The sequence below is a fragment of the Microcoleus sp. bin38.metabat.b11b12b14.051 genome (assembly GCF_013299165.1).
Lineage (GTDB): Bacteria > Cyanobacteriota > Cyanobacteriia > Cyanobacteriales > Microcoleaceae > Microcoleus.
In genome coordinates, this window is sequence record NZ_JAAFKD010000050.1 from 1 (window position 1) to 26281 (window position 26281).

The 26281-nt window shown below is 47.3% G+C and carries 22 protein-coding genes; 11 read left to right on the forward strand and 11 right to left on the reverse strand.

Going from position 1 to position 26281, the window contains the following annotated elements; all coding sequences use genetic code 11:
- The 3 genes from recO to QZW47_RS29020 all read left to right on the forward strand — a co-directional run.
- A partial coding sequence (gene recO, locus QZW47_RS29010) for a DNA repair protein RecO (protein ID WP_293135601.1) occupies window positions 1-839 on the forward strand: 839 nt, incomplete at its 5' end.
- Window positions 840-1166: 327 nt separating this feature from the next.
- Window positions 1167-2735, forward strand: a complete 1569-nt coding sequence (locus QZW47_RS29015) for an MFS transporter (RefSeq protein ID WP_293135604.1) — start codon at window positions 1167-1169, stop codon at window positions 2733-2735.
- Window positions 2736-2853: 118 nt separating this feature from the next.
- Entirely contained in the window at window positions 2854-4080 is a 1227-nt protein-coding gene (locus QZW47_RS29020; RefSeq protein ID WP_293135607.1) for a glycosyltransferase family 4 protein, read from the forward strand.
- A 298-nt stretch (window positions 4081-4378) separates the two neighbouring features.
- Here the strand turns inward: QZW47_RS29020 and QZW47_RS29025 are convergent, their stop codons facing one another.
- From QZW47_RS29025 to QZW47_RS29035, 3 genes are all read right to left on the reverse strand, one after another.
- Window positions 4379-6058, reverse strand: a complete 1680-nt coding sequence (locus QZW47_RS29025; protein ID WP_293135610.1) for a phosphatidylglycerol lysyltransferase domain-containing protein — start codon at window positions 6056-6058, stop codon at window positions 4379-4381.
- 362 nt (window positions 6059-6420) lie between these two features.
- Entirely contained in the window at window positions 6421-7335 is a 915-nt protein-coding gene (locus tag QZW47_RS29030) for an alpha/beta hydrolase-fold protein (protein WP_293135612.1), read from the reverse strand.
- 189 nt (window positions 7336-7524) lie between these two features.
- Window positions 7525-7656 (reverse strand): hypothetical protein, encoded by a 132-nt coding sequence (locus tag QZW47_RS29035; protein ID WP_293135615.1) that lies wholly within the window; start codon window positions 7654-7656, stop codon window positions 7525-7527.
- Between QZW47_RS29035 and QZW47_RS29040 the strand changes: the two genes are divergently transcribed.
- The 3 genes from QZW47_RS29040 to QZW47_RS29050 all read left to right on the forward strand — a co-directional run bounded on the left by QZW47_RS29040 (window position 7657) and on the right by QZW47_RS29050 (window position 9657).
- Window positions 7657-8085, forward strand: a complete 429-nt coding sequence (locus tag QZW47_RS29040) for an NUDIX hydrolase (RefSeq protein WP_293135618.1) — start codon at window positions 7657-7659, stop codon at window positions 8083-8085.
- Window positions 8086-8225: 140 nt separating this feature from the next.
- Complete coding sequence (locus tag QZW47_RS29045) at window positions 8226-9140, forward strand: NAD(P)H-dependent glycerol-3-phosphate dehydrogenase (RefSeq protein ID WP_293135621.1); 915 nt, start codon at window positions 8226-8228, stop codon at window positions 9138-9140.
- Between the two features lie 94 nt (window positions 9141-9234).
- Complete coding sequence (locus tag QZW47_RS29050; protein WP_293135624.1) at window positions 9235-9657, forward strand: EamA family transporter; 423 nt, start codon at window positions 9235-9237, stop codon at window positions 9655-9657.
- A 259-nt stretch (window positions 9658-9916) separates the two neighbouring features.
- Here the strand turns inward: QZW47_RS29050 and QZW47_RS29055 are convergent, their stop codons facing one another.
- From QZW47_RS29055 to QZW47_RS29065, 3 genes are all read right to left on the reverse strand, one after another.
- Window positions 9917-10222, reverse strand: a complete 306-nt coding sequence (locus QZW47_RS29055; RefSeq protein WP_293135627.1) for a DUF4090 family protein — start codon at window positions 10220-10222, stop codon at window positions 9917-9919.
- A 19-nt stretch (window positions 10223-10241) separates the two neighbouring features.
- On the reverse strand, window positions 10242-10364 hold the full coding sequence (locus QZW47_RS29060; RefSeq protein ID WP_293135630.1) for a hypothetical protein: 123 nt from the start codon (window positions 10362-10364) through the stop codon (window positions 10242-10244).
- 170 nt (window positions 10365-10534) lie between these two features.
- The gene (locus QZW47_RS29065; protein WP_293135633.1) at window positions 10535-11515 is read right to left on the reverse strand and encodes a threo-3-hydroxy-L-aspartate ammonia-lyase; all 981 of its coding nucleotides are present in this window, start codon (window positions 11513-11515) and stop codon (window positions 10535-10537) included.
- A 194-nt stretch (window positions 11516-11709) separates the two neighbouring features.
- Between QZW47_RS29065 and QZW47_RS29070 the strand changes: the two genes are divergently transcribed.
- The 3 genes from QZW47_RS29070 to phnE all read left to right on the forward strand — a co-directional run bounded on the left by QZW47_RS29070 (window position 11710) and on the right by phnE (window position 14909).
- A complete protein-coding gene (locus QZW47_RS29070) occupies window positions 11710-12684 on the forward strand; it encodes a PhnD/SsuA/transferrin family substrate-binding protein (protein WP_293135636.1) in 975 nt (324 codons plus the stop codon).
- A gap of 611 nt (window positions 12685-13295) precedes the next feature.
- Window positions 13296-14036 (forward strand): phosphonate ABC transporter ATP-binding protein, encoded by a 741-nt coding sequence (locus QZW47_RS29075; protein WP_293135639.1) that lies wholly within the window; start codon window positions 13296-13298, stop codon window positions 14034-14036.
- Between the two features lie 78 nt (window positions 14037-14114).
- Window positions 14115-14909 (forward strand): phosphonate ABC transporter, permease protein PhnE, encoded by a 795-nt coding sequence (gene phnE / locus QZW47_RS29080; protein ID WP_293135642.1) that lies wholly within the window; start codon window positions 14115-14117, stop codon window positions 14907-14909.
- 121 nt (window positions 14910-15030) lie between these two features.
- Here phnE and QZW47_RS29085 read toward each other — a convergent pair whose 3' ends face one another.
- The 4 genes from QZW47_RS29085 to QZW47_RS29100 all read right to left on the reverse strand — a co-directional run bounded on the left by QZW47_RS29085 (window position 15031) and on the right by QZW47_RS29100 (window position 21826).
- Entirely contained in the window at window positions 15031-15180 is a 150-nt protein-coding gene (locus tag QZW47_RS29085; RefSeq protein ID WP_293135645.1) for a hypothetical protein, read from the reverse strand.
- A 331-nt stretch (window positions 15181-15511) separates the two neighbouring features.
- On the reverse strand, window positions 15512-15685 hold the full coding sequence (locus QZW47_RS29090) for a hypothetical protein (RefSeq protein WP_293135648.1): 174 nt from the start codon (window positions 15683-15685) through the stop codon (window positions 15512-15514).
- 281 nt (window positions 15686-15966) lie between these two features.
- Window positions 15967-17874 carry a calcium-binding protein gene (locus QZW47_RS29095; protein WP_293135663.1) on the reverse strand — a complete coding sequence of 636 codons (1908 nt, stop codon included), beginning with the start codon at window positions 17872-17874 and terminating at the stop codon, window positions 15967-15969.
- Window positions 17756-21826 carry a calcium-binding protein gene (locus QZW47_RS29100; protein WP_293135651.1) on the reverse strand — a complete coding sequence of 1357 codons (4071 nt, stop codon included), beginning with the start codon at window positions 21824-21826 and terminating at the stop codon, window positions 17756-17758. Before QZW47_RS29100 ends, QZW47_RS29095 begins: the two co-directional genes overlap by 119 nt.
- 1123 nt (window positions 21827-22949) lie before the next feature.
- On the opposite strand from QZW47_RS29100, the gene QZW47_RS29105 reads away from it, so the two are divergent.
- The gene (locus QZW47_RS29105; RefSeq protein WP_293135654.1) at window positions 22950-23111 is read left to right on the forward strand and encodes a hypothetical protein; all 162 of its coding nucleotides are present in this window, start codon (window positions 22950-22952) and stop codon (window positions 23109-23111) included.
- A 770-nt stretch (window positions 23112-23881) separates the two neighbouring features.
- Window positions 23882-25564 (forward strand): CHAT domain-containing protein, encoded by a 1683-nt coding sequence (locus QZW47_RS29110; protein ID WP_293135657.1) that lies wholly within the window; start codon window positions 23882-23884, stop codon window positions 25562-25564.
- A 364-nt stretch (window positions 25565-25928) separates the two neighbouring features.
- Here the strand turns inward: QZW47_RS29110 and QZW47_RS29115 are convergent.
- Window positions 25929-26281 (reverse strand): RNA-guided endonuclease TnpB family protein (locus QZW47_RS29115; RefSeq protein ID WP_293135660.1); only part of this gene is annotated, 353 nt, incomplete at its 5' end.

The following is a 26281-nucleotide window of genomic DNA, read 5'->3' on the forward strand; positions in this document are numbered from 1 at the left end:
AGAGTGCACCGATCGGCGAATCCGATCGCCTGCTGACAGTTTTGACACGGGAATTCGGCTTAATTAAAGCCGTAGCACCGGGTGTTCGCAAACAACGATCGAGCATTGGCGGTAGAAGCGAGTTATTTGTCGTCAACGAATTGCTGATCGCCAAAGGTCGATCGCTCGACAAGATTACTCAAGCTAGCACCGTTGAATCCTATCCGGGTTTGAGCCGCAATTTGGGAAAACTATCAGCCGCGCAATATCTGGCCGAATTGGCGATCGCCAGCGCTTTATCCGATGAACCGCAAGAATCACTCTTCTTGTTGCTGGGCGAACACTTGAGTCGTTTGGAGCGTTTGTCCGATCGCACGGAAATCCAATCCGCCGCCGTGCTTGTCGCCCACCTCACCCAAGGAATTTTTCACTTGCTAGCCCTAGCAGGCCTCGCACCCCAAGTCCAAGTCTGCTGCGCCACCAGACAACCGATCGTCCCAAATTTCACAGATCCGAACTGGAAAACCGGGTTTAGTATACCCTCTGGGGGAACCTTCAGCTTGCCCGAGCTAGCTAACTTAGAGGCAGAACTCTCTTTCCAAACCGGTAGCTTGTACAGATCCGCTTCCCGTTCCCCGCAAACGAGTGACAGCAAACACTTGACAAATTTTCAGATTAATGCTAAAGAATTAGCGGCGCTGCAACAGTTGGGTAGTGCAGAACTAGAAGAGGAGATTGCCGATCGCACGGCTTGGATGTCAGTAGAAAATATTTTGCGGCAATATGCCCAGTATCATTTAGGTTGCACGATTCGATCGGGAAGCTCGATCGACACTTACTTGGAGAGTTTTGAGTTTTAAAATTTGAATGTTGAGAGAAAATATCACCCCAGCTTGCGGGATATCCGAACTTTTCAGTTGACAGTTGACAGTTGACAGTTGACAGCGACCTCTACTTTCCAGGTAGAGCGTTAAAGTGAGGAACAGTCTGATTTTAATTCATCCCTAGAAGGGTTCCGGCTTTCAAGCAATTCTTTCTGGTAAGTAATTTTAGGTAAATTTTCAAGATTCTTGCAACAGTAGATAATAAGAAAAGTTACGAGTTATTAAAATTAGAGGTTAACGCCTCAATTTGAAATTCCCATTCCCCCCAAGCTCAACCATCCCAGGCGATTCACCCCAAATCCTATGATGCGACTGTCCGATAATGATTTGAGAATATCTGTTTTAGCTGTGACCCACCACAAGATGGAAGAACGAGACAATTTTCCAGATTTTAACTCCGATCGCATTTTTGCCGATCGACAATGGAGCAACGCCCAAGACCCAGAGATGGACAAATATCCCACAAATCCAGAAACAGAGTCAAGTAACGGCAACAGCCAACAACCCGCAGCCATCCCGGAGCCAACAGCAGAACTCTCCGAAGCAGTAGCGGAAACTCCCGAAAAAGAAACCGGATTTCTGCCGGTGCTCAAAAACCGCAATTTTCTAGCGTTGTGGAGCGGGCAAGTTTTTTCGCAACTAGCAGATAAAGTTTATCTCGTACTGACGATCGCCCTCGTAGCCAGCCGGTTTCAAGCAGCAGATCAAACCATCAGCAGATGGGTATCGGCAATTATGATCGCCTTTACCATACCTGCGGTATTATTTGGGGCTGCTGCGGGCGTTTATGTCGATCGTTGGTCAAAAAAAGCCGTGCTCGTAGCCACAAACCTGCTGCGCGGAGGCTTCGTCTTAACATTACCCCTGCTGCTGTGGCTCTCCGACGGGTTTGAACTCGGTCAACTACCGCTCGGATTCTGCTTGCTGCTGCTAGTCACATTCCTAGTTTCGACCTTAACTCAATTTTTCGCGCCAGCAGAACAGTCAGTGATTCCCCTAATTGTGGAACGCCGCCACCTGCTATCGGCCAACTCGCTCTACACCACAACCATGATGGGTTCGGTGATTATCGGCTTCGCAGTCGGAGAACCCTTACTAGCCTTAGCAGACAACCTATTTACCAACCTCGGTGGCGGACTCGGAATTGGTAAAGAATTAGTAGTAGGCGGCAGTTACGCCTTCGCCGGAGTGCTGTTGCTGTCGATGAAAACAGGCGAAAAAAACGAAGCCGAACATGAACCGCCACATCCTCTAGCAGATTTAAAAGACGGTTTGCGTTACATCAACGATCAGCCGAAAGTCCGCAATGCTTTAATTCAACTAATTATTCTATTTTCCATTTTTGCAGCCTTAGCAGTGCTAGCGGTGCGGCTGGCGGAAATCCTGCCCGGTATGAAAGCGTCGCAATTTGGCTTTTTGCTGGCTGCGGTGGGAGTCGGAATGGCTGTTGGGGCAACGACTGTCGGCTATCTCGGTCACAAATTTTCTCATTCCCAACTTAGTTTAATCGGATCGGTTGGCATGGCAGTGGCTCTGATGGGTCTTTCTGCTTTTACACACCATTTGTGGATCTCGGTGCTGTTCATTACGCTGTTGGGTTTGTTTGCGTCGTTGGTGGGAGTGCCGATGCAGACGACAATTCAAGCAGAAACCCCAGAAGAAATGCGGGGAAAAGTCTTCGGGCTGCAAAACAATGCGACGAATATCGCTTTGAGTTTACCACTAGCTTTAGCAGGAGTAGCCGAAACATTTCTGGGTTTGCCGACGGTATTTTTGGCTTTGGCAGGATTGGCGATCGCAGGTGGCGTCTTAACCTGGTATATTTCCCGTAGCACTAATAGCAAAGTCGATCGACTCCAATCAAACAAGTAAATCCACCTAATTAAACGTAAGATACAGATGGCAATAAAGCTTGCTATATAAGCACTCTTCCTTCTTCCTTCTTCCTTCTTCCTTCTTCCTTCTGCTTAACAAACTCTGATTTACTCGAATGCACATCGCTTGGCTAGGAAAAAAATCACCTTTTTGCGGTAACGTAACTTACTCTAGGGAAGTCACTAACGCACTGTTAGACCGGGGATACCAGGTTAGTTTCCTGCACTTTGCCCAAGAAGCGGGCCCATTGGACAGGAACAATACGGCGTGGAGCGTGGCAAATGGGAAATGGGGCTCGTCCATGTCTCCAACTTCATTTACTAATTCGCTTTCGCCCGCGAGTTGCAACGAAGTTTCTTTACCTTGTCACTACAAATCGCAAATTTATACGATTCCGACTCTCAAATCCCGCACAGTTTTGATGAAGTCTCTGCGGCGGCTGAAACCCGATGTTGTTCACGCTTCTCTGACGCTTTCGCCTCTAGACTTTTTGCTGCCGGAAATTTGTCAAGAATTGAATTTGCCTTTGGTGGCGACTTTTCACCCGCCGTTCGATCGCAAATTGCGGAATTTAACATCGGGAACGCAACACCTGATGTATCAACTGTACGCTCCATTTTTGGCTCACTACGACTCGACGATCGTCTTTTCTAACATTCAGCGGGATATTTTGGTGAAGTTGGGAGTACCGGAAGAACGGGTAGCTGTGATTCCCAACGGCGTAGATGCCGAGAAGTATTCGCCCGGGCCTTCGGGGTTGAAGTCGCAGTTAAAGGCCGATCGACTTTTTGTGTATCAAGGCCGCATTGCCCCAGAGAAAAATGTTGAGGCTTTGCTGAAGGCTTGGAAACAGTGCAATTTTGGGCCAGGTAACGTATTGGCGATCGTAGGCGACGGGCCCCTAGCCGCCTCGCTGCAACTGTCCTACGGCGAAGATGACGGCATTGTGTGGCTCGGATTTGTCGCTGAGGAGGAACGCCGGATCGAAATTCTGCGGGGTGCAGATGTATTTATTCTGCCTTCTTTGGTGGAGGGATTGTCGCTGTCGCTGCTGGAAGCGATGGCCTGCGGTTTAGCTTGTTTGGCAACGGATGCCGGTGCTGACGGTGAAGCTTTGGAGGAAGGCGCGGGGATAGTTTTGAACACTCAGCGAGTGCGGAGTCAGTTGCAAACTTTGCTGCCGCTGTTTTCGGATCATCCTGAGTTTGGAATGCTGCTGGGTCAAAAAGCACGCCAACGGGCGATCGAGCGTTACACTCTCAGTCAGAATATTACTGAGTTGGAAAAGCTGTATTCACAGATTTTGCAGAAGCAGCGCGTACCGCTGCGCGGCTTGGCATAACTTAGTCATGAGTCATTAGTCAGTAGTCATATCATGTCCGTTCGATTGACAACGAGAAAATTTGGTTCGTAGTGCGGACTTAAGTCCGCTATGAGGCTGCGGACTAAAGTCCGCACTACGAACAGTAGTCATTAGTCAGTAGTCATATCATGTCCGTTCGATTGACAACGATAAGATTTGGTTCGTAGTGCGGACTTTAGTCCGCTATGAGGCTGCGGACTAAAGTCCGCACTACGAACCGTTTTTGTTGTGGTAATCCATCGGATGCGGACTAAAGTCCGTACTACGAACCGTTTGCCTAGCTTCCCGGGCGCAAATAGTCCAAAAGTCGATCGCCCGAATCGGCCCTAATCAAAGCAACCACAACATCCGGCAAACTTCCCCAACTCGGATAAACAAAGTAACGAGGTTCCCAGCGCGGCCCAAACTTATCTTTAAAACTGTGCAATCCCTTAAAATTATAAAACTTGCTCAAGTGATCCGAAAGATAAATTAAAAACTTTTCCAACCGCCCAGATTTTCCAGGTTCTCCGACTCCCGCCAAAGCCGACAAACCCAAATCAAATTCTGCATAGCCCAACTCTTGACAGTTCTGCAACATCGAAGCAAACAAACACTCCATCGTACCATTTTCAACCTCAGTGCGACGGCGCATCAAATCAACTCCAATAACTCGATCGCCCGCAGATATCATATTAGCAAAAGCACTAATTTTGCCGTTGGGAGTGTAGATGACTATAGCGCGAGTTTTCTGCAAATATGCCTCATCAAACCAACCGACAGAAAACTGTTTTTCCGCACCCTGAACCATTTGCAGCCACTCGTCGCTCGCTAATTTCATTTGCCGCATCACTTCCAAAGCTAAAGGAGGTTCGTAAAATTCGACTTGATGACCAGCTTTTGTCAATCGGTTGATAGCAGTTCTCAAGTTTTGATTTGCCTTACCTTTGAGAGTAAAAGTTTTGAGATCGACAATCGCTTCTTCGCCAATTTGCACTACTCGAAAACCGAGATTATGATACATTTCTATATCGTCGGGCAAAGTTTGATAAAATGCAGGATACCAATCGTTGCGATCGCAAAACTCTTGAAATCCCAGAATAGCCTCTTTGCGGTCTTCTGGGGGGCCGATGGGGTCTCCGAGGGCGATCGCACCTCTACCTTTGGGCACGTAGGCGATCGTACTTTTACCCGACGGACTAAAATAATAAGATTTATCCTCAAGCAAAGCCAATCTTGCTAGCGTTGTCCGCCCGTGTTCTGCTACAACTTGTTGAGCTTTATTCCGTTCTACAATACTTCCCGAATCTCGCTGTAAAACAGGTCGCAACAGCATCACAAGTGCATAACCAATTGTCACCGCACCCACAGCATAAATCGAATTTGCAAAAAAGCTAGCAAACCTAGTTTTCGGAACTAATCCGGCATTATCCGCCGTAAAAAACATCGCAAAAGTCTGGAATATAGCATCATCCCAATCGAAATTAATTGCTCGTTCGTTGACTTCAAAACGCCTGTCTAAAATGTAAAAACCCGCCGTGCCGTAAGCGATGGTAAACAGCAATGCCCCCAGTAAAACTCGAATTCCTTGAGCAATTGAAGGGCGATCTGATTTGGCAGTAAACGTCTTCCGCATTACCAATAACTGAAATAGCAGCACCCCAGAAAGCAAACTTTCTTCAACATCTAATCCCTTGATTAAATGAGTTAAAATAGAAGCAATTAACAATCCCACCGTCAGCAACCAAGCAATTCGTTTGCGCCGCAACAAATTAGTTGCCAGAGTTAGCAGCATAAATCCGATCACGGCTGCAAAAAAATGTCCGCCCGCCCGCACGGGAAAAGGAAAAAATGGTTCTAGCCAATTTCGGCGATCGGGTAAACTGGGAGTTACAGCAGACAACAGGTTAATAACTCCTACCAATCCCGTTAAAAATGATGCCGTCCAAAGTCCAATCCTAGTTTTTTGGGATAACACAGTTCACCTTTATAATTTTAACCAGAGCACAGGGGATTTAAGCCCCCACCTTGAGGTGGATTGTTTTTAGGCAGGGGCTTAAATCCCCAGCTTAAAAACTTCGCACTCAACTGTCAACTCTTCGACTTCGCTCAGCGCAAGCTGTCAACTCTTCGACTCCCCTCGACTTCGCGGGCGGGCAAGTCGCGAGCGCGCAAGCTGTCAACCCCTCGACTTCGCGGGCGGGCTCTTCTGTCAACTGTCAACTGTTAAAACATTTGTCGTAGGGATATCTTATGAAAGCTATCACAGAGGCTAATTGCGATGCCAACGCACTGCGAACAATGACATACAATAATGATGCCGGAGATAAAAGAATGAGACTATTTGACATCACTCGCTATCTTAAACTGTTTTCCCACATAACTCAAAGAATCCGCCAAATGCTTGTGCCAATAATTCCAACCCACATCCGGGCCAACTATTCCGTGTCCTCCAGGAAATTTGTTAAACTCGTTGCTAATACCCAAACTGTTTAATTGTTCGTGAAACTGTTGCGTAGAAGTCAGAAAATTTTCGTCTCCTTCCCCGGCATCCAAATAAGCGCGCAGCCGCTGTCTGTCTTTTGCAGAAAGTTTCGGTACTAAATATTTAGGACTGTTAGCTTTCCCACTTTGATCGGTAAAATAACCACTATGGCTGAACAAAATATTAAAATTATTTAAATATCGCAAACCAATATTAAAAGCTCCCCACCCCCCGGAAGATTGTCCTCCCATTGCCCAGAATTTGGGGTCTTCGAGCGTCCTGTAGCGCGATTTTACGATTTGAACCAATTCGGAGCCGATCGCACTTCCTACTTTACCATTCGGCCCATCAAAATACTGCGGGTCCCACAAAGGGCTGGTTCCCCGCTTGTCATTTCCATCGGGAGTAATGATAATTGACGGCGGCAATCTTTTGCTTTTATACAAATCGTGGAGTACCGAAGTAACCGCAGCTTTGTCTTGATAAGCGCGCGCATCTCCGTGCCCGCCGTGCAGCAAAAAAATCACTGGATAGCGCTGTTTGGGATTTTTTGCATACGCTGGTGGTAAAATTAAGCCGTAGGTGCGCTCTGAATTCATAGCAGCACTTTTATATGTTTTGAGTTCAAATTTTATGTCGGCATCGACTATGATTTTCGGAGGGTCTAATTGAGGTGCTCCGGCAATAAAGACGTACCAGTATCCAGTTGCACCTAGTAGGAGGATTGTACCCGCACCGATACCTAAAACTTTTCCCAGCCACTTAGGCATACTTTCAATTTCTCTTTTTTGTCTATGGCAATTAGTACATTATATGCAAATATATTGTAGAACTGCCGGTTTGGTCGCACATCTTCTTGCGCCAATGTCACCCAGCAGCAGGTTTTATATTGGGGTGGGGGCAGGTTTATTTGATTTGTTTGCACTGTCAGGATTGTCGGTGAACCCCCCCCTACAGGCTTATTGTGTTAAATTTTTCCTTCTTCCTTCTTCCTTCTTCCTTCTTCCTTCTTCCTTCTTCCTTCTTCCTTCTTCCTTCTTCCTTCTTCCTTCTTCCTTCTTCCTTCTTCCTTCTTCGTTCTTGCTTCGCAAATGACTTATAGAAATCCTGCTCCTACAGTTGATATTATCATTGAATTAGTCGATCGCCCGCACCGACCAATAGTTCTCATAGAACGTCTGCATATTCCCTACGGCTGGGCTATTCCCGGGGGTTTTGTGGATTACGGGGAATCGGTAGAGACGGCGGCGAAACGGGAAGCTTTAGAAGAAACGAGTTTGAATGTAGAATTAATCGAGCAATTTTACGTTTATTCCGATCCAAATCGCGACGCGCGCAAACATACAATCAGTATAGTATTCTTGGCTGCGGCAACCGGCGAACCTCAAGCCGCCGATGATGCTAAAAATTTACAAGTTTTTGAATCTTGGCAGATTCCCAGTCAATTGTGTTTCGATCACGATCGCATTTTACGCGATTATTGGCGTTACCGTCATTACGGATTGCGGCCGCATTTGTAGAATCAGGATTTTTTAATCGCAGATGTACGCAGATTAACGCAAATTAATTGTAAAGTTAGATCGTTCGGACTTCAGTCCTCAGAATTAAACTATAGGCCAATAGGCCACCAATAAGGACTAAAGTCCTTACTACAAACCCTATGACAATTCTGACAATAATAGGTGGAGGTGCGTGGGGTTCAGCCCTGGCAAATTTAGGAAGCAAAAAGGGCGATCGGGTGAATTTGTGGTCGCGTCGCAGTTCTTTTAGTCTAGAATCGGTTATAACTGGCGCGGATGTTGTAGTTTCGGCGGTTTCGATGAAAGGAGTTGGCGAAACAGTCGATCGGCTTTTAGCTTTACAACTAACTCCCAGTACAATTATAGTTACCGTCACCAAAGGTTTAGACCCCGCGACAACCCGTACTCCATCTCAAATCTGGCAAAATGCCTTTCCTCACAATCCAATTGTCGTACTTTCTGGCCCCAATCTTTCCGAAGAAATCCAACAAGGATTACCGGCGGCGACGGTAGCGGCGAGTTTGGATGAAGCAGCGGCGAAGCAAGTACAGACTATTTATAGTTCCGATATTTTTCGGGTTTATGTGAATCAAGATCCCTTGGGGACTGAGTTGGGTGGGACTTTAAAGAATGTTTTTGCGATCGCCGCTGGTGTTTGCGATGGTTTACAATTAGGAACTAATGCTAAATCTGCTTTGTTGACTCGCGCTTTACCGGAAATGATTCGAGTGGGAGTTCGTTTAGGGGCTAGGGCTGAAACTTTTTATGGTTTGTCTGGTTTGGGAGATTTACTCGCTACTTGCAATAGTGCTTTGTCGCGCAATTATCGAGTTGGTTTCGGATTGGCGAAAGGGAAGTCTTTAGAGGAAGTTGTGCAGGAATTGCAGAGCACTGCTGAGGGAGTTAATACTACTAATGTGTTAATTGATTTGGCGGATCAGCGCGAGATAGAAGTCCCTGTATCCCGTCAAGTTTACCGTTTGCTGAATGGTGAAATTACTCCCGAACAAGCTGTTTTATCGTTGATGGAACGTGCTTTAAAACCTGAGAGTTAAGAACCGTGCAGGTGGCGATGGGTCAAAAGTCATCAACTGCGATCGCAAATCGAGTAGAAAAAACACCAAATAATGCACTTAAACTCTTGAAACAATGGTTAAAATCCCAAATTGGTTAATCTATGCACTAATCTGTTCTTTATTATACGGCTTTTGGGGATTTTTGGGCAAGTTGGCAACTAAATCTATTGACTATAAAACAGTTTTCGTCTATGAAACAATCGGTGCTATTTTAACTACATTATTCATTTTTGCCAATAGTAAAGACCTGAGTCTTGATGGAAATATTGCCGGAATCGTATCTGGTTTATTAATCGGTGTTTGCGGAACTGCGGCATCTTTGATTTTCCTGAAATCCATTGAAACCGGGCCAGTCATCAGCGTCATCAGCATTACATCGTTGTACCCAGTAATTAGCGTATTTCTATCATATTTATTCCTGAAAGAAGCAATTACAATTCCGCAATTTATCGCTTTAATCCTAGCGATAATTTCAGTGATACTTTCATCTTATTGAAAAATCTCTCCTTTGTCAATTTCTGATTGAGCCAGAAACCGGGTTTTTGCGATAAATATTGCATCAAAGCGTTGAATCATGGAAAAAACCCGGTTTCTTTGATATCTTGTATCTCGCCTGTCTCCGTTACCGAGAAGAATGGATTTAAAGCCTCCTTCTTCTAGGGGGAAATAAAACAAAATTATTCACTTTTTCCATTCTCTTCCTTTTAGCCAGAGGTAGCTCTCAACTGTCAACTGTCAACTGAAGAAACTGATTCTTACTTAGCGCCGTAATAAAAGGCAACTTCTTTATCTTTTAGCGGTGCAAAGTCGGCAGCAATTAACATTGGATCGAGTTCTGCTTGAGGCAAGTGTTTGACGCCGATACGAACAATGCGCGATCGCATGGTGTTTGATACACCACTGCGCTGTCTCGCGCCTTCTAATCCCATTACTTTTTCGTAGAGGTCTAATTTTGCTTTTGGAATCGGAGTCCCGTCAAAATCGATTCCTGAAGCGATCGCCACATCGATCGCATCTGCACCAGTTGTCGATTTAGCGGCTGAGTTTGGTTCTGAAGACATTGTGCTGTGATATTAAAGTTTATTGTGGGAACATTTTACCAGAGAAGTATTGACTTTCGTCAACTTTGTCAACATTAATATTTGGCATTTCCCGAATATTTGGCATTTCCCGAATATTTGGCATTTCCCGAATATTTGGCATTTCCCGAAAGTCCGCCGGGGGTTGAAACCCCCGTCTCAAAGCTAAAGTCCACTGAAGTGGACTAAAGATAAAGAAGACTTTTTAGTCCTCTTGAGAGGACTTTTGCTATTAGACAGGGGTTTAAACCCCTGGCGGACTTTCGGACTTACGAACTGGCGGACTTAACTACATTAAAAAAAGCGATCGACCTCCCGCAAATCAACATTTCCCCCGCTGACAATTACGCCAACTCTCTGATTTTTAGCTTTCACAACTCCCGACAACAAAGCCGCCGCTGCTAACACTCCCGTAGGTTCGACAACTATCTTCATCCGTTCCCACATGAAAAACATTGTAGTGCGAATTGCCTCTTCGGAAACAGTTGCCATATCGTCCACATAATGCAGTACCAAAGGAAAAGTCAATTTGCCTAAAGACGGGGTGCGCGCGCCGTCAGCAATTGTATCCGGGTTGTTGACTGTTTGCAGCGTTTTTGTGCGGAACGATCGCGCGGCATCGTCTGCTTGCTCGGGTTCCACTCCTATCACTTTACACCGGGGAGACAAAGTTTTAGCTGCGATCGCACTTCCCGACAATAAACCACCGCCACCACAACAAACCAATAGCAAATCCAACTCCCCAACTTCTGCGATCAATTCCAGCGCCGCCGTACCTTGTCCCGCAATCACCCGGGCGTCATCATAGGGAGGAATAATTGTCAAGTGTTGCTCTTCGGCAATTTTAGCAGTGAGCTCTTCGCGGGAAACTTGAGTTCGATCGTACAAAACAATCTCGGCGCCGTAACCGCGAGTCGCTTCCTGCTTGACTTTCGGCGCATCTGTCGGCATAACGACAGTAACAGGAATAGCGAGCAACTGTGCGGCAAGGGCGATCGCCTGCCCGTGATTTCCCGAAGAAAAAGTTACCACTCCCTGCCGTTTTTCCGTTTCAGATAGCTGCATCAAAGCATTGCAAGCACCCCGAAATTTAAACGAACCCGTCCGCTGAAAGTTCTCGCACTTGAAAAATACTTGAGAATTCGTCTGTTTGTTGACAGTCTGTGACGTAAGCACCGGCGTCTTGAAAGCTTTGCCCTGCAACCGTTTTGCCGCCGCCTCCACATCTGCAAAACTCACGGGAAGCGGATTTTGATCGGCAAGATTGGCTTTCATAGATGTTTTACGTCATGTGCTTGCGCCGCATTTTACCATATATATAGTCAGAGTTTTATCACTTTTAATCATATGCCATATCAGAAATAATTATCAATAGACTATTGAAAATAATTAGCAAAAGTGTTGTAGGATAACATCAAGGTTATTGCAATAACTTATCAAAAAGTTGTGGTTGGGTAGGAGAGCGATTAATGAATATAAAGTTTAAAGTGCTAGCAAGCGCTAGCGCAGGACTTTTGCTGCTAGGGGGTTTGACAGCGAATGTAGTTGGGAACGGGCAGAAGGCGATCGCGCAAACAGCACCAAAGGGCGATCTAGATTTAAGAGCACAAGCAGCCATAACTCGCATTAGAATCGTATTTGCCAACCGTAGAGACACTACAGATTTGCAAAATAAAGCCAATCAAGTAGCGCAAATACTATCTAAAGAAATGGGAATGCCAGTGGATGCAGTCATCGGTGACGAAACCGCCGCTGTTGAAGCTTTGAGGGCCGACAGGGCAGATGTAGCATTTGTAGCAGGGCGCGCCGCATTAAAAGCAGAACAATTAGCCAAAGCGCGGATGTATCTAGCAGAAGTTCGCAGCGATTATTCCGGCGGAAATACCTACGATTCCGTGTTTGTAGTGCGGCAAGACAGTCCTTTGCGCCCGAAAGGTTCAGCAAAACAAACCCTCGAACAATTGAAAGGCCAAAAAATGGCTTTCACCTCTCGAACTTCCGGTTCGGGATTTATTTTTCCAGTCTCAGAATTGGTGGGTACAGGATTAGTTTCAGGGCCGGATAGACTGGAAAGTTTCTTCGGAAATGTATTCTACGGCGACGGTTACAGCAGCGCTTTGCAATCAGTTTTAAAAGGTCAATCTGAAGTTGCAGCCGTCTCTGAATACGCTTTGCTTCCGCCTTGGATTACAGCAGAAGAAGGCAAGAAATTGCGAGTTTTGCAACAAATCCCCGGAGTTCCAGCCCACGGAATAGTCATAGACGATCGCATTCCTGTACCAATGCGGGAAAAACTTATCAATGCTTTCATGAAAATGAACGAACCAGGAAACAATCAATTATTCCGCAGTTTGTACAACTCTCAGAAATTGGTTAAAGTAGATCATACGCGGCATTTAGCAACCTTGCGCCAAGCTTTACAGCGCGCAAAACTCGAACCATAAAATCAAAGGTTCATAATAAGGTTCGTAGTGAGGACTTTAGTCCGCATCCATCAAAGAAGGACTAAAGTCCTCACTACGAACCTTTTTGAGGACTTTAGTTCGCATCCATCAAAGAAGGACTAAAGTCCTCACTACGAACCTTTTTGAGGAGTTGAGTCCGCATCCATCAAAGAAGGACTAAAGTCCTCACTACGAACCTTTTTGAGGAGTTGAGTCCGCAGCTATCAAAGAAGGACTAAAGTCCTCACTACGAAGCTTTTTGAGGAGTTCAGTCCGTAGCTATCAAAGAAGGACTAAAGTCCTCACTACGAAGCTTTTTGAGGAGTTCAGTCCGTAGCTATCAAAGAAGGACTAAAGTCCTCACTACGAAGCTTTTTGAGGAGTTCAGTCCGTAGCTATCAAAGAAGGACTAAAGTCCTCACTACGAAGCTTTTTGAGGAGTTGAGTCCGTAGCTATCAAAGAAGGACTAAAGTCCTCACTACGAAGCTTTTTGAGGAGTTGAGTCCGCAGCTATCAAAGAAGGACTAAAGTCCTCACTACGAAGCTTTTTGATTGAGTTTGTTTTAGCTAGTACAATATTAATTACTAATCTTTTTCATAAATATTTACCATGACTATCGAATGCAGCCAATTAAAAACAAATTATTCAAACTCGCTCAAACGCCCAATTCTAAATGGGATTGATTGCAAAATTAAACGAGGCGAATTTGTAGCACTTCTCGGTTTAAACGGCGCAGGAAAATCTACGCTGTTACGTTCATTCGTCGGATTAATCCCCGTCAAAACCGGAGAAATTCGGATTAACGATACAGTCATAACTCCGCGCAGCTTGAGACGAATTCGGCGCGACATTGGCTTAATTTTTCAAGGTGGCGGCTTGATCAAACAGCTACCCGCGATCGACAATGTACTGTGTGGTTGCTTAGGAGGATTGAAAACTTGGGAGACACTGTGGGGTTTTCCGAAACAACAGCGCGATCGCGCTTTTGACTTACTCGCAGACTTCGGACTCCAAGACCTAGCATACCAAAAAACCGGACTGCTCAGCGGCGGACAACAGCAAAAAGTAGCCATCGCCCGCGCCCTCATCCAATCACCGCAGATTTTACTAGCAGACGAGCCCACCACCGGATTAGACGTAATCGCCGCCCAACAAGTCATGGAAATCCTCGCCCAACTGCACCAAAAACAAGGAATGACCGTAGTTGTAGTATTGCACGACCTAGGAATGGCCAGCACATATCCCGAAAGAGCGATCGTCCTCGATGCCGGTCAGATAGTCTATGATGGCAAATGTCACAACCTGTCCGACAAATTCAGCAAACTAACACCACCCAAAGTACAAGTCTGAACCCCTCTATTCTCCCCTCTTCCTCAGTGTTCTCTGCGCCCTCTGCGGTTCACAAAAAAAATCTTAAAATAAATGCCAATGATCCAAAAAAACTCAAATAACTTATCAAAAACCAATAGCTGGATCAAAAATCTCGGTATAGCAGCAGGTTTAATTGTACTTTACGGTTGGGCGCTGCGGGGATTAGAAATTGACGCCGCAACCTTGATAAACAGTTGGCCTTACATGACCGATTTTATCTCCCGCTTGTGGCCACCGAATCTAGAAATAATCGACGTAGCAATCAAGGCGTTAATCGAAACAGTGCAAATGTCGCTGTGGGGAACGACAATCGGCGCCATTCTTTCCGTACCGATCGCGATCGCCAGTTCCCACAACATAGCACCAAAGTGGCTGCAATGGCTAGCTAATTTATTGCAAAATGCGGTACGTTCTGTGCCTTCAATTGTGCTAGGATTACTGTTTGTATCAGCGACTGGTTTGGGTGCGCCCGCTGGTACTTTGGCCCTGGGAATTTATACTATAGGTTACCTGGCTAAATTTTATCAAGAGGCGATCGAGTCTGTGGAAGCGCGATCGATCGAATCGTTGCAAGTCGCAGGTGCATCTTGGCTACAAGTGGCGCAATACGGCATTTTTCCGCAGGTGTTGCCGCTAGCCCTCGGTTACACGCTGTGGATGTTTGAGTACAACATCCGGGCGGCTTCGGTGTTGGGAGTCGTCGGCGCCGGCGGCATTGGTTTTGAATTGGTGAATTATATCCGCTCTTTTGAGTACAATAAGGCTACCACGATGATGTTGGTGTTGTTGGTTGTCGTTACTGCGATCGATGTAATTAGCAGTAAATGGCGGCAGCGGTTGGAAACAAAGTAATCCCAATTCTAAAAAATCATTCAACGGTAAACAAACGCCCAAATATATTGTAATTGAGACGGCGGTTGAAACCGCATCTACACAGACAAAACCCACCTCCGTGGGTTGAAGAGTTAATTTTCTAATAGTATTCGTAGGATGTGTCGCCATTCAAAACATCTGAATCAACACACAATCGAGCGAGCGACGCACCTGCACCGTTAAAAAATATTGTCAACAAACCCCAAAATATATTGTAATTCAGACGGCGGTTGAAACCGCGTCTACACATACAAAACCCACCTCCGTGGGTTGAAGAGTTAATTTTCTAACAGTCGATCGATCGCAATTGTAACATCGGTTGAGACCGCGGTTGAAACCGCGTCTACACAGACGAAACCCACCTCCGTGGGTTGAAGACTTAATTTTCTAACAGTCGATCGATCGCAATTGTAACATCGGTTGAGACGGCGGTTGAAACCGCGTCTACACAGACGAAACCCACCTCCGTGGGTTGAAGACTTAATTTTCTAACAGTCGATCGATCGCAATTGTAACATCGGTTGAGACGGCGGTTGAAACCGCGTCTACACAGACGAAACCCACCTCCGTGGGTTGAAGACTTAATTTTCTAACAGTCGATCGATCGCAATTGTAACATCGGTTGAGACGGCGGTTGAAACCGCGTCTACACAGACGAAACCCACCTCCGTGGGTTGAAGACTTAATTTTCTAACAGTCGATCGATCGCAATTGTAACATCGGTTGAGACGGCGGTTGAAACCGCGTCTACACATACAAAACCCACCTCCGTGGGTTGAAGAGTTAATTTTCTAACAGTCGATCGATCGCAATTGTAATACCATGCCAGAACAAAGCTTCCTACGAGAGAATTTTTGGGTTTGTTTCGTCCACCCGATGTGTAAGGTGCGTCGCTATGATATCTAGCGTAAAATGCTAGTAATTGTTAATACCGACGCACCCTACAACTGGAAACATAGCACTCATATCTTGTAGGGACACAGCATTGCTGTGTCCCTAACCATACCCTCGAAATTCAGATGAGAATTATTGCCCTTTAGAACAAGAACAATTCAGAATTACCAGAGACTCCCAAATTGACATTGACAGTAGCAAACAAACTGTTGCCACCAACCGTAGGACCGTTGCTATCGTAATACAGCTTAGTAGTATTAGCTGCACTATCAAAGAGAGCAATAATCGACGGCGCAGTCAACGATGATTCGATCGCACTGACAGTAGCAACAGTGCTGTTGTACCGGTAGAAACTCGAACCCAAAACCCCAGCTCCCAACCCGGCAAAAGCAGTTTTGTCAAGGTTAATTACATCATCAACGATGCTGTAATCGGTAATGATATCTCCGCCACCAGCAGTAGTTCCGGTGAACACAAACACATCAGCACCAAGTCCGCCGCTGAGAACATTTGTTCCCAAACCGCCGATTAAAGAGTCATTCCCGTCGCCGCCGGAGATGGTGTCATTACCAGCGCCGCCGGAGATGGTGTCATTACCAGCGCCGCCGAAGAGACTGTCATTACCAGCGCCGCCGGAGATGCTGTCATTACCAGCACCACCGTCGAAGATATCAGCACCCGATCCCCCGTTCAAAATATCGGAGAACTGAGTACCAGTGACGTTATTACCGCTGCCATTTCCTGTGAATAAGACAGGAGTGGTGAAGTTGTAACCGCCAGCACCAGAACCGAAATTGTTAACCAAGGCTGTCGCGAAAGTACCCGCATTTGCAGCAGTTAAGTCGATCGTGCTACCTAAGTTAGCAGTAGTTGCAGCAGGAGTATTGGCGAAGATCGTCCCTGTAAACACAAAGTCCGCAGTTCCCAAAGTCCCAGCAGCAGTACCCAAGTTGGCAATAATTGTCGAACCGCCCGCGATCGTACCGTTGGAGTCAAACACCAACACTGTCTCATTTGACCCATTGGTATATGCGAAGAAACCAGGAGTTGTAGAATTGCCCAGAGCCTTAGTTTGTGCCGCATCTACAGAGGCATAAGTTCCACCAGTGAAGATTACCAACTGTTTGCCAGCAATCTCAGGAGTTGAACCGCTAGCACTGACAAAGTTTGTCGAAGTCAAATTGCCGAAAGCACTAGCGCTAAACTGCAATTTGTCACTTCCGAAGGTAAAGTCAGTAATGCTATCAGTGCCTTCGCCCGGAGCATTGTACACAAAGATATCCGCACCAGCACCGCCCGTGAGAACATCTGAACCTGTACCGCCTGTGAGGATATCTGCACCGCCAGCACCGCTAATCGTATCGTTACCAGCACCGCCGCTGATGATGTCAGCAAATTCAGTACCCGTGACGTTGTTAGCGCTGCCATTTCCTGTGAATAAGACAGGAGTGCTGAAGTTGTAACCGCCAGCACCAGAACCGAAATTGTTAACCAAGGCTGTCGCGAAAGTACCCGCATTTGCAGCATTTAAGTCGATCGTGCTACCTAAGTTAGCAGTAGTTGCAGCCGGAGTATTGGCGATCGTCCCTGTAAACACAAAGTCCGCAGTTCCCAAAGTCCCAGCAGCAGTACCCAGATTCGCAATAATTGTCGAACCGCCCGCGAGCGTACCGTTGGAGTCAAACACCAACACTGTCTCATTTGACCCATTGGTATATGCGAAGAAACCAGCACTGGTTGAATTGCCCAGAGCCTTAGTTTGTGCCGCATCTACAGAGGCATAAGTTCCACCAGTGAAGATTACCAACTGTTTGCCAGCAATCTCAGGAGTTGAACCGCTAACACTGACAAAGTTTGTCGAAGTCAAATTGCCGAAAGCACTAGCGCTAAACTGCAATTTGTCACTTCCGAAGGTAAAGTCAGTAATGCTATCAGTGCCTTCGCCCGGAGCATTGTACACAAAGATATCCGCACCAGCACCGCCCGTGAGAACATCTGAACCTGTACCGCCTGTGAGGATATCTGCACCGCCAGCACCGGGTAAAGTCAGTAATGCTATCAGTGCCTTCGCCCGGAGCATTGTACACAAAGATATCCGCACCAGCACCGCCCGTGAGAACATCTGAACCTGTACCGCCTGTGAGGATATCTGCACCGCCAGCACCGTTAATCGTATCGTTACCAGCACCGCCGTTGATGATGTCAGCAAATGCAGTACCCGTGACGTTATTAGCAACCTCATTTCCGGTAAATAAGACAGGAGTGCTGAAGTTGTAACCGCCAGCACCAGAACCGAAATTGTTCAGTGCGATCGGGAAAGTGTTCCCAGAAGCAGTTAAATCGGCAACGCTACCTAAGTTAGTAGTAGTTGCAGCAGCCGGAGCCGAGCCTAGCGTCCCTGTAAACACAAAGTCCGCAGTTCCCAAAGTCCCAGCAGCAGTACCCAGATTCGCAATAATTGTCGAACCGCCTGGAAGCGTACCATTTGAGTCAAACACCAACACTGTCTCATTTGACCCATTGGTATATGCGAAGAAACCAGCACTGGTTGAATTGCCCAGAGCCTTAGTTTGCGCCGCTTCGAGACTGGCATAAGTTCCACCAGTGAAAATGACTAACTCTTTGCCGGTAATGTCAGGAGTTGAACCGCTAACACCGTCAAAGTTAGTAGTAGTTATATTCCCGAATTCGCTGGCGCTAAACTGGAATTTGTCAGTTCCAGATTTGAAGTCGGTAATTTTATCGCCGCCTTCTTTAGTTGTCGTGTAGATAAACAGATCCGTACCGCTGCCACCGCTGAGCACATCGGCACCGAGGCCGCCGGTGATGGTATCATTGCCGTCGCCGCCCTTGAGCGTATCGTTAAAGTTGCTGCCGACAATGTTGTCATCGCCTGCTAAACCATCGTAGTTAATGGCGGCCGGATAAGTGCCGAAATTAACATTATCAGGGCCGACAGTACCGACGGGAACATTTAGCGTGGGGCCGCTGAAGGCAAAGTTTTTGACTTGCAGGCTAAATTTCAGCGAGAAACTGGTGACTACTTCAAAGCGCGCTCCGACTGAAAATACCAGTACGGTACGGTTGGTAGCGGCATCTGTAAACTGACAGAAAACAGGTGCGTCGGTGTTGCCGCCCAAAGCTGTAAACCGCGCTTGCAAAGTGGCAATGCTGGTAACGCTGATATCAGCGCTGAAGTCGAGCAAGTTACTGCTGCCGATCGACCCAACAGCAGAAGTAGCAGTAATCGCCAGTCGCGTCAAGCTATTAACGCTGAGATTACCAAAAGCTGCCGCCGACAAATCTAATAGATCGTCATCGACTTTAAACTCAGTAATTAAATCAGCTTCTGCAACTGTTTTAATCTTTTCGCGAGAAACCCGGTAAACAAAGCGATTCTTGCCTTTACCCCCAATTAAAGTATTGGTTCCATCGCCACCTTCGATTTCATTCTCGCCCTCGCCGCCTTGAATTTTGTCATTGCCAATGCCACCGACGAGTTTGTTTTTGCCTTTACCACCGACGATATCATCATCGTCATCGCCGCCTTCGATATCGTTATCGCCATCACCGCCTTTAAGTTTGTTTTTGCCTTTACCTCCTTTAATTTTGTTCTTGCCTTTACCACCGACGATATCGTCATCGTCATCGCCGCCTTCGATATCGTTATCGCCATCACCGCCTTGAATTTTGTTTTTGCCTTTACCTCCTTTAATTTTGTTTTTGCCTTTACCACCGACGATATCGTCATCGTCATCGCCACCTTCGATATCGTTATCGCCGCCATCACCGCCTTTAAGTTTGTTTTTGCCTTTACCTCCTTTAATTTTGTTTTTGCCTTTACCACCGACGATATCGTCATCGTCATCGCCACCTTCGATATCGTTATCGCCGCCATCACCGCCTTGAATTTTGTTTTTGCCGTTACCTCCTTTAATTTTGTTTTTCTTGTTACCGCCTTTAATGTCATCGTCGCCGTCGCCCCCTTCGATGTCGTTATCTAGGGTTAGCGAACCGACAATCACTTGAGGCGCTGTATTGCCAGTAAACTTAAAGACATTTTGCTCGATTTTCAAGCTAAAACGCTGGCCGGTGATAACGCTTGTGCCTTGGGTAACTTCAAAACCAAAATTAGCCGCACCGCTAAAACCTGTTGTTGCTTGGAAAGTTAACAAACCGAGGTCAATGTCTGCTTGAGTGAAGGTAACACCGACTTGTGTTACTGCTACTCCCTTAAACAATAGTTGCCCAGTTTTAGTATCAGGGATCTCGGTTAGCTTGAAGACTGTGCCGCTAGCACCTTGCTGGCCGCCTCCAAACCGCAACAAGTCAGAAGTAATAGTTTGTGGCTTGCCATCGGAGCCGACACTTAAGGGATTATTAGCTTCGACTTGTGGGGGAATCACCCTCGGCGCTGCCACGGGAGTAGGAGTTCGAGGTGGGGTTGGGGTTAGAGATGGAGCGCTACCATTAGCTCCCAAAAAGTCGCTAGCATCGAGAATCGTAGCGCTGACATTCAACAACACCGCCAGCACAAAGCTGTTGCTGCCGCGAATTTCGGTATTGAGCCCGACTTGTAAAAAGGACAAGCTGCTAAAGTTCAAGTCGCCAAACAGCAGAAACTTGTCGCTACCGTCTGTGTAGTCAGTGATGACTGAGCTGTTTGTAGTTGTACGGTTGCTCATGACAAAAACGTCATTTCCAGCACCGCCGACACAGGTATGATTGCCAGTACCGCCAACGATCGTATCGTTGCCGGTATTGCCCATCAGCGTATCGTCGCCAGAGCCGCCGCCGACAACGCTGTCGTCGCCGTCGCCGCCGTCTGCCATGTCACTGCCGTCGCCTGTAACGAGGGTATCGTTGCCAGCACCGCCCATCACGCTGTCGTCGCCGTCGCCGCCGAGCACGCTGTCGTCGCCGTCATCGCCCATGCAAACGTCGTTGCCGGTACCGCCGATGATGGTGTCTTTGCCGTCGCCGCCGAGCACGCTGTCGTCGCCGTCATCGCCCATCACGTTGTCATTACCGGTGCCGCCCATCACGGTATCGTTGCCGACACCACCGCTAACGCTGTCGTCACCGTCGTCGCCCATGCAAACGTCGCTGCCGGCATCGCCCATTACGGTATCGTTATCTTTGCCACCGCTAACGCTGTCGTCGCCTTCGCCGCCTATTACGGTGTCGTTACCCCGATCGCCCCTGACGACATCGTTGCCTTCGCCGCCCTTGGCTTTGTCGTCGCCTTTGCCACCGTAGACGGTATCCTTGCCACTGCCGCCGTCAACGTCATCATTGCCGTCGTTACCGTAGGCTACGTCATCGCCTTCATCGCCGTTGCAGGTATCATTGCCGGTGCCGCCACTGATAGTGTCGTTGTCTTTGCCGCCGTAGACGGTATCGTTGCCGCCGCCGCCGTCGCACTTGTCGTTACCGCGATCGCCTCTTACTTCGTCGTCACCATCGCCGCCCCCGCAATCGTCGTCATCTTTACCCCCGTAGATTTTATTTTTGCCACTCTTGGCTTTGATTTTGTCTTTGCCTTTTTTGCCGTAGAGCGACTGGTTAGCGCCGGTGGCAACAATTATGTCATCGTCATCGGTGCCTTCGATTGTCTTGCCATCGCTACCGCTGTTGTCACTTGTGACAGTTCTTTTGTTAGCACCTTCTTCGGGTACGACGTTAACTTCAGCGATTTTGCTGCTATCTTCAACAGCCGCAGGTGTGCCGTCAGACGGATTCGTCACTGACTTATCCTCAACAGCTTTTACGGATGTGCCGTTAGACGGATTCGCCACTGGACTTTTAGGGGTGTTGCTGCCGGTGTTTTCGGCGATCGCATCGTCAATTAACTTGACTAACCCGCTGTCGGAATTGAGCGCGGTGGCGCTGCGGAAGTTCGTGAGCCGATCGAGATCGCTGGCTGATAGTCCGAGCTCTGCTTCGCTTTCATCGAGGCCTGCGGGCACAGCACTTGCTAACTTTTCATTTGAATTTGGCATATCTTACCGGGTAGAAGTGGTTTTTGTCATGTGCAGGAATTGTTGTTTTAGTGCGATCTGGAAAAAATTTTCCGATACATCTTCTCACAACATTTCTTCTGCCATATTTGATTTTTACCAAACATGGCTGAATTTCTTAGACTCAGTTTATCATCAAGCAGGATGCAGCATAAAATAAAAATCATTACTTTATAGCTGCGCCTGCAAGAGGGTTTTTTTCCCCCACCTTCTTGTTATAGATGCTATTTAAACTGCAACGGGTTATCTCGATCGGTTGCGAGTTTTATCTGCTGCTATTGCGTACCACAAATAATTGCTCTGCTACTTACACTGTAAGTGCTGCGCCTAAATGCAACTCGCTTTTGCTCTTCTCCGTATTTTATACAGGTATCTGCCCCTAAGTGCAGATAATTGTAAATTATCTACGTAATTTCTACAGTAAATTAGCAGAATTTAAACTCGCAACTGACAACTCCCACATAACTACCCAAAACCTTTATTCCCAAAATTTAACCCTTGCTTGGAATGCGATGAGCCTGGGTGCATTGAAGTTTTGTAATACTCCCAGCTCTGTCAAATCCTTCCCTGACTTAGGATTTGCATTCTTTCTTGAAATGACTTGAGACTCTTAATTTTTGTTCCCGATGATTAATTAGAATTTTAGATTGTTCGTCCGGGCAAATATTTATTTTAATTTTCGATCGCACAATTTTATGGCTAGGCGAGCCACTGGATATAACTCAATACGGTTCACTTAAAGTTTTTTTGTCATTGCGAGCGTACCCGCGAAGCAATCGCAGTGTTTATTTTTCACATGATTTTATAGACTGAACAGTCTTAAGTAAACCGTATTGGGATATAACTCAGCCAAAATCTTGACTTGTCCGCTAAGTGGCAGTACCTAGAAAACAAAATCTATCTCAAGGCAGTTGACAGCTTCTCAGTTGACAGTTGATGGGGGCCGTGCTAAGAGTGCCAGCCCTTTTAGTTGACAGTGAGCTGCAAGTCCGAGGATTGGAGTAATGAATAGTCAGATTTTAATTTTTCCCTCAAGGGGATTCGCTTTAAATTAATTCTTTCTGGTAAGAGTTAGAAATAATAGGATTCAAGGCAGAAGTTGTGTTTGGTTAAAGTGAGCGAGTCGATCGGCATTTTGAGCGGGAATGACTCGTGGCTAGGCGCTCCTTCATTCCCGGTTGGTTGGTGTTTGCTTGGCGGCGGGCCATATTTCTGGGAGCAACTCGCTGGATGCGACTTATTTCGATCGATCGAAAAATGCTTATAGCTTCAGAGTAGGGAAATATTGGAGCGCAGCGGTATTGTTGACGATTTTGGACACCTTAAATTAATTTTGCCTTTAAATGCAAGTAGAAGAAGACAGTGAAATTTACACAAAATCTTATAACAGATCAACGGTAAATTAGCAATGAGCCATGAGCTAATTATCAACGATCGGCGATCGATTGCCGATCGCCCATCGCGAGCTAGCGGAGCCGGGTGTGAGCTTGCGGATGAGGGTTGTCGGCTGTCCAATTAATTAATTGACACACCATCTTGACTCGATATGGGGGGTCGTGGTAGAGGATAAGTGGCTGCGACAGCTCGATCGATCGCCAAACTAAAAAATTTACTCAAATTTGCCTCCCATATTGCCCTGAAACAGATTGTGTAGAGCCGAAGTAATTTTAATAAGAACTAGAGATCCGCCTGGTAAAGTGCCTCGAATTAAACTTTACTCAGCAGTGAGAAACTCAAGTTCCGAACGAATGTAAAGGGGTCTGCGGTAGAGGTGCAAAATGTTAAAGATAGCAAGATTAGAGAAAATTAGGCTTTCACTGAGCCATAGGGCAATCAAAACTAATAAACTGTTATTAAAGTACAACTTTTATACCCTCAAAGTGTTTGAACTAATATATTTGAGTTCGGCGTTCGCCCGATCGGGGGAAGCGCATTCAAAAACTCTGATTGAAAGAGTAAAAATCAGTTTGTCGGTCGGTATTGCGAGCCGCAAAAACGCAGGCCAACTCAGAATAGAAGCGGGAGGGCGCTAAATCGGTGAGCCAAGAATTTAAACTCTCAGTCACCCCAGTTGGGGACGACGAATATTTAGTGCGGACAGAAAGGGTTGCACCCGGTGTACCCCTAGCAGAACAACAAGTCCGCTGGCCGATCGACCAATGGCTGGCACTGTCTGCTCAACTGATGAACGACCCCTTGGTGGGCGTATTCCAGGGAACCGGTGCTGGAGGTCGCCCCTCGCGCTCGGGAAACAACTGTGCGCCAAATTTAGTAGCCCTCGGGCAACAATTTTACAGCGGGCTGTTTCAAGGAAACTTGCGCGATAGCTGGACTTGCGCTCAGGGCATCGCCCAGCACCGCCGAGAAGTGCTGCAACTGCGGCTTGGACTTAAAGGCCGGCGCTTGCCGCGGCTGCCCTGGGAAGTTCTGCACGCGGGCGATCGCCCTTTGGCAACAGGTACGGATGTCGTGTTTTCCCGCTACCAACCAGGTACAAGTTTGTTCAAACAAACCCGGATAGTACCTAGCGGCGGGCCTCTAAAAATTTTAATGGCGATCGCCTCTCCCAGCGATCGAGAAAGCTTGCAGCTTTCGCGAGAAGCGGTACACTTGCAACAAGAACTTCAAAACCGCAGCGGCAACCCGCTCAAAAACAGCCCCCACGCTCCGGAAATTCAACTGACGATTCTCGAACAGCCCGATCGAGAACAGCTTACCCAAGCCCTAGAACAAGGACACTACCAAGTCCTGCACTACGCAGGCCACAGCAACTTAGGTGCTAGAGGTGGCGAGCTCTATCTCGTCAGCAGCCGCACCGGGCTCACCGAAACCTTGAGCGGCGACGACTTAGCGGGATTGCTCGTCAACAACGGCATTCAGATGGCCGTGTTCAACTCGTGCCGCGGCGCCTACGGCGACCCCTCGGACATGGCAGACGACAGCCCGGAACGCAACTTAACCGAAGCTCTAGTCCAGCGGGGCATTCCGGCAGTGCTGGCAATGGCAGAAAGCATCCCCGACGATGTAGCCCTAACTCTGACGCGGCTGTTCTACCGCAACCTGAATCAAGGCTATCCAGTGGATCTGAGCCTGAGTCGGGCTCGGGCTGGACTAATTTCTGCCTACGGTTCTCACCAGTTATATTGGGCTTTGCCGATTCTCTACCAGCATCCTGACTTTGACGGCTATCTGACGGGCGCCCCAGCTCAAAACGCGCCGTCGGGCCTTCTGGTGCCAAAAATCCCATCGGGGACGCAGCCGGCGACTGGTACGGAATGGAAGGCGCCACCTTTACTCTCGGCGAGCCGGCAATACCACCAATTAATGCCTGCCGATGCAGGAGCAGAACCCGACGCCTCTGATAGCTCCGTCTGGGAATATTTTCCCGATCGGTTAAAAGCTGGTAGCGATGCCAAAAACCAGAACGATCGACCCTCTGCTGCTAATTCACCAAACTCACCGACAGCGAAGCCCTCCTCTATTGCCGATCGAGAGTCTTCGGCTATCCCAACAACTCGCGCCGCAGCACCAGCTCAGAAACCGCTAACAACACAGGGATTGAAAAAATCTCTGGCGCTGACGCTTTGCTTGTTGCCCTTTGCTTTGAGTGCTGGCTTTTTTGGGTGGCGGCAGTGGCAACACCGCGGCACGAAACCAGAAGAATTACTGCCTGCTGTACGCACTCCGATGTCACAAAATTACCTCCAACAAACCCACTAACCACGATCGCCCTCAGCCGCGGGCTGCTAATAAAGTTGGGTGCGGACAATTCGATCGGCAAAACGACAGTGAAAAACAGATCCAAAGATGGCTTTGGGTGTGAAAAGTGATTTCTACTAAAGTTCAGCAGACAAAGGACAACGGCTCACAATCCCGTATTGAGCGAGCCCTAGCCTGTTGATCGATCGCGGGTGAGGAGTGGTGATCGTCAACCGGGTTTCTAGGCAAAATCAGAGAATTGAAGGTGGGGATTTGAGATTTTTGATGGGGCGATCGCTTACTGCAATACGTAGCGACATTTTTTAATATACCCAACACTAGTTGACATCCTCACCGACTGCCAAGGCACGGTGATTCCTAAGACTCACAACTTAGGTTTCTGCTTCCTAGCACCAGCCCTAACAGATTTACTCTGCTCAGGTCTTACAGTCGCTCCACAGACTGACACGGCAAGCCCTGCCGCCAAAATATTCTTTGCTGCATTGATATCTCTGTCGTGGTTAGTTCCACACTTAGGACATTTCCACTCTCGGACATTCAAAGGCAACTTTTCTACAACGTGACCACAATGCCCGCACCTCTTAGAACTGGGAAACCATCGGTCAATCTTGACAAAAGTACGACCATACCAGCCGCACTTGTATTCAAGTTGCCTGACCAATTCCCCCCAACTAGCATCACTGATAGCAAGGGCAAGTTTGTGGTTTTTGACCATAT

Bases quoted from the DNA above. Each gene is read 5' to 3' on its own strand.
- QZW47_RS29015 (WP_293135604.1), top strand. From the start codon at position 1,167: ATGATGCGACTGTCCGATAATGATTTGAGAATATCTGTTTTAGCTGTG.
- QZW47_RS29090 (WP_293135648.1), bottom strand. From the start codon at position 15,685: ATGTGTAGACGCGGTTTCAACCGCCGTCTCAACCGATGTTACAATTGC.
- QZW47_RS29085 (WP_293135645.1), bottom strand. From the start codon at position 15,180: ATGTGTAGACGCGGTTTCAACCGCCGTCTGAATTACAATATATTTTGG.
- QZW47_RS29100 (WP_293135651.1), bottom strand. From the start codon at position 21,826: ATGCCAAATTCAAATGAAAAGTTAGCAAGTGCTGTGCCCGCAGGCCTC.
- QZW47_RS29065 (WP_293135633.1), bottom strand. From the start codon at position 11,515: ATGAAAGCCAATCTTGCCGATCAAAATCCGCTTCCCGTGAGTTTTGCA.
- phnE (WP_293135642.1), top strand. From the start codon at position 14,115: ATGATCCAAAAAAACTCAAATAACTTATCAAAAACCAATAGCTGGATC.
- QZW47_RS29060 (WP_293135630.1), bottom strand. From the start codon at position 10,364: ATGCCAAATATTCGGGAAATGCCAAATATTCGGGAAATGCCAAATATT.
- QZW47_RS29055 (WP_293135627.1), bottom strand. From the start codon at position 10,222: ATGTCTTCAGAACCAAACTCAGCCGCTAAATCGACAACTGGTGCAGAT.
- QZW47_RS29040 (WP_293135618.1), top strand. From the start codon at position 7,657: ATGACTTATAGAAATCCTGCTCCTACAGTTGATATTATCATTGAATTA.
- QZW47_RS29045 (WP_293135621.1), top strand. From the start codon at position 8,226: ATGACAATTCTGACAATAATAGGTGGAGGTGCGTGGGGTTCAGCCCTG.
- QZW47_RS29075 (WP_293135639.1), top strand. From the start codon at position 13,296: ATGACTATCGAATGCAGCCAATTAAAAACAAATTATTCAAACTCGCTC.
- QZW47_RS29030 (WP_293135612.1), bottom strand. From the start codon at position 7,335: ATGCCTAAGTGGCTGGGAAAAGTTTTAGGTATCGGTGCGGGTACAATC.
- QZW47_RS29070 (WP_293135636.1), top strand. From the start codon at position 11,710: ATGAATATAAAGTTTAAAGTGCTAGCAAGCGCTAGCGCAGGACTTTTG.
- QZW47_RS29050 (WP_293135624.1), top strand. From the start codon at position 9,235: ATGGTTAAAATCCCAAATTGGTTAATCTATGCACTAATCTGTTCTTTA.
- QZW47_RS29020 (WP_293135607.1), top strand. From the start codon at position 2,854: ATGCACATCGCTTGGCTAGGAAAAAAATCACCTTTTTGCGGTAACGTA.